The sequence below is a fragment of the Streptacidiphilus neutrinimicus genome (genome assembly GCF_000787815.1).
GTDB lineage: Bacteria > Actinomycetota > Actinomycetes > Streptomycetales > Streptomycetaceae > Streptacidiphilus > Streptacidiphilus neutrinimicus.
This window is the reverse complement of sequence record NZ_BBPO01000051.1, coordinates 49,021-52,859: the sequence shown is the minus strand read 5'-3', so window position 1 is coordinate 52,859 and position 3,839 is coordinate 49,021. Positions and strand designations below refer to the sequence as shown.

Annotated in this window: 2 protein-coding genes and 1 pseudogene; 2 read left to right on the top strand and 1 reads right to left on the bottom strand. The window is 70.7% G+C overall.

Going from position 1 to position 3,839, the window contains the following annotated elements; all coding sequences use genetic code 11:
- Window positions 1–878, top strand: an 878-nt coding sequence (locus TR48_RS27345; RefSeq protein WP_174501743.1) for a putative Ig domain-containing protein, incomplete at its 5' end; no start/stop codon positions are given.
- 273 nt (window positions 879–1,151) lie between these two features.
- Window positions 1,152–2,822: a beta-1,3-glucanase family protein gene (locus tag TR48_RS27340; protein ID WP_042372114.1), complete on the top strand. Its 1,671-nt coding sequence runs from the start codon at window positions 1,152–1,154 to the stop codon at window positions 2,820–2,822.
- 130 nt (window positions 2,823–2,952) lie between these two features.
- Here the strand turns inward: TR48_RS27340 and TR48_RS45830 are convergent.
- A pseudogene (locus TR48_RS45830) lies at window positions 2,953–3,393 on the bottom strand (FAD-dependent monooxygenase); the annotation flags it as partial.
- Between the last annotated feature and the right edge of the window lie 446 nt (window positions 3,394–3,839).

Sequence of the window (3,839 nt, the reverse complement as noted above, 5' to 3'; positions counted from 1 at the left end):
CGTCCTCGGGCCTGATCTCCGGCACCCCGACCACGGCGGGCACCTTCAGTGTCTCGGTCACCGCGACCGACAGCACCGGCGCCTCCGGCTCCACCTCGTTCACCTGGACGATCAACTCGCAGGGCGGCACCGAGACCGTCTCCGTGGCCAACCCGGGCAACCAGACCGGCACCGTGGGCACGGCGGCGTCCCTGCAGATCTCCGGCTCCGACTCGGCCGGCAAGTCGCTGACCTACTCGGCGACCGGTCTTCCGGCGGGCCTGAGCATCTCCTCCTCCGGTCTGATCTCCGGCACCCCGACCACCGCGGGCACCTTCTCGGTGACGGTCACCGCCTCCTCCGGCACCGCCTCGGGCTCGACGTCCTTCACCTGGACCGAGAACTCCAGCGGCGGCGGCTGCGGCAGCCCCGGTCAGAAGCTGGGCAACCCCGGCTTCGAGTCCGGCAACACGGTGTGGACGGCGTCCTCCGGCGTCATCGGCCAGTACGCCTCCTCCGGTGAGCCCACCCACTCGGGCACCTGGGACGCCTGGCTGGACGGCTACGGCACCACGCACACCGACACCCTCTCCCAGAAGGTGGCCATCCCGGCCGGCTGCAGCGCCAACTTCTCCTTCTGGCTGCACATCGACACCGCCGAGACCACGACGACCACGGCCTACGACACCCTCAAGGTCCAGGTCCTCAGCAGCACCGGCGCCGTCCTCGGCACCCTGGCGACGTACTCCAACCTGAACGCCGCCAACGGCTACACCCAGCACTCCTTCAACCTGTCCAGCTACGCCGGGCAGACCGTCACCCTGAAGTTCACCGGCAGCGAGGACGCGAGCCTCCAGACCAGCTTCGTGGTCGACGACACCGCGCTGAACGCCTCCTGACAGCACGGTGACCAGGCCCCGCCCGTAAGCGGCGCCTGACCGCAGGACCGCACCACGCAGGGCCCGCCGGGACTTCACCCGGCGGGCCCTGCGCCCCTGTCTGCGCCCCAACGGCATTGCTGCGTACAAACCCTGAAGGCAGAGAACCTTAAATCGGCATAAGGCTCACAAGTATTGACGGGAACATGGTGCCCCCGAGATAGTTCGAGCGGTCTACACCAGTCATGCATCCGCGCGTGGGGACGCGGGTTCGCTCCAACCCTTGGAGGCCTCTTGCTCACACGACGCACGTTCCTCGCCGCCACGGCCACCGCCGCGACGGCCGCGCTCACGGCGCCCGCCTGGCTGCCCGGCCTCGCCGCCACCGCCTCCGCCGCCGCGTCCCTGCCCGTCACCCTGCAGAACAACTCCGGTGCGAACACGGCCGTCTACGCGTACATCTCGGGCGCCGACGCCACCGGCTGGCCCGGCTTCGTCGGATCGGACGGCGCCTTCCACCGCCTGGCCAACCCCTCGGCGACGCTCACGCCCGTCCCCGACTACTCGATCGCCCTGGGCGCCTCGGGCACCTCGACCACCCTCACCCTCACCGACTACGTCATCGGCGGCCGGGTCTGGTTCTCGGTGGGCAAGAAGATCCAGTTCTTCGTCAACCCCGGCTCGGTACCGGGGCTGGTCCAGCCGGGGTTCACCAGCTCCGATCCCAACTGGCTGACGGACTGGACCTTCTGCGAGTTCACCTACAACAGCACCAACCTCTACGCCAACATCAGCTACGTCGACCTGGTCGCCTCGCCCATCTCCATGCAGACCACCGGGAGTTCGGGCACCCAGACGGTCAGCCCGCTGCCCGCCGGCGCGCTGGCCTCGATCGCCTCCGGCCTCGTCGCGCAGCACGCCGGCGACGGCGCGCCCTGGGACACACTGGTGGCCACCGACAGCTCGGGCGCGGTGCTGCGGGTCATGTCGCCCGTCCACTCCGCCACCGACTTCGGCGGCTACTGGAACTCCTACCTCGACCAGGTGTGGAGCCGCTTCGCGAGCACGCCGCTGACCGTCGACACGCAGTCCTTCGGCACCTTCACCGGTACCGTCTCCGGCGGGGTGCTGACCTTCTCCGGCCTGAACGACGACGGCGTCGCCTTCACCCGCCCGAGCGCGAGCGACATCTTCAGCTGCAACAGCGGTCCGCTGTACAACTCCGGCGGGGACGCCCGCGGCGCGGTGGCCGCGCGGCTGGGCGCGGCGCTGAACCGCAGTACGCTGCTGCTGTCCGGCGGCGAGAACCAGCCCGGCGGCGTGACCTCCGCGCAGTACTACACCAACGCCGTCACCAACCACTACGCCCGGCTGGTCCACAAGTACGCCTCGATCGGCTACGCCTTCCCGTACGACGACGTCGGCCCCACCGGCAGCGCGCCCGTCGACGGGCACCTCCAGGACTACGCCCCGACCTCCTGGACGATCTCCCTCGGCAGCGGCGTCACCGGATCCGGCGGCGGCGGAGGCGGCGGGGGCGGAACCGGCGTCAGCGCCTACAGCACCATCGCGGCCTCCAGTTACTCCGCGCAGAGCGGAACGGGCACCGAGTCCTGCTCCGACACCGGCGGCGGACTCGACGTCGGCTGGATCTCCAACGGTGACTGGCTGAAGTACCAGGGCCTCGACTTCGGCAGCTCCTCGCCGCTCCGGGTGCTCGCCCGCCTCGCCTCCGGGGCGCCCGCCGGAGTCAGCGGCGCGGTCCAGTTCCGGCTCGACGGCACCAGCGGCCCCGTGATCGCCGAGATCGACATCGCGAACACCGGCGGCTGGCAGAGCTGGCAGACCATCCCGATGAACCTCGGCGGCGCGGCCACCGGCGTCCACGACCTCTACCTCACCTTCAGCAGCGGCAGCAGCAGCGACTTCGTCAACGTCCACTGGTTCAGCTTCTCCGCCACCTGAGGACGGCTGGACGTCCGCCCGGAGCCGTGCCGCTCCGCCGGCGGACGCCTGGACGGGCGTCCGTCAGCGGAGCGCGGAGCCGTCGGTGCCGACGAGCCGCCGGGCTCCGCCACCGGGTACGGGGTCCGCCTGCTCCGGTTCTGGAACGCGCGGTCGCCTCGACCCTGTCGGGGTGCTGCTCGACCGCATGCAGCGCGGTCTCGCGCTCTACCGTCGTGCCGAAGCGCGCCAGGTGCTCGGTGAGCAGCCGCTCGGTCGTGTACTGGGGGAGAGCGGCGAAGGCGTAGGGGATCTCGGGCGGCAGCCGCAGCTCCATCCGCGGTCCGGGCTTGCCGTCGACGAAGGCGAGCTGTCCGAACAGGGGCCCGGCCTCGTCCAGCGCCTCGCGGATCAGGCCCATGGAGTCCCAGACCTCCATCGTGCGCGGCTGGATGCCGACGGCCTTCGCGTAGTGCTGCGGGGCGGGCAGCGCGTCGACGATCCGGCACTCGACGCCGTGACGCCTCAGCTCGGCCGCCGCGGTGAGGCCCACCGGGCCCGCGCCCACCACGAGAACGTCGACATCGGCCATGACCGGGCTCCTCGTCCTCGCCACCTGCGGTACTCAAGCCGCCGAGATGCGCGCTTTCCACCTTTTCAATCACGTATCCGCATCTTGTGCGACACGTATGCCTCGCGCTCGCGCAAAGGGGTGCGGACCGCGGTCGGGCGTGAGGTCTCCGCCGGACGGCGGGTGGACGGCTGCGGCGACCCGTTCTGAACTGCCTTTTTCTGAACGGCCTTTCGGTGGACGGACACCGCCGGGTGGGGGGATTGCGCGCCGCGGGCGGGAAGGTCCCTTCAGGAGCATTGCATGACACGTGATATGTGCCATGCTACTGCCGCACCGTGCACCGCTCTCTGACCTCTCGTCACGAAGGGACCTGCCTTGACTTCGCACGGACTCGGGCGGCGGTTCGCCGCCCGGCTCGTCGGCCTCGCCTCCGCCGCCGTCCTCGCCGCCGGCCTGGCCGGCAC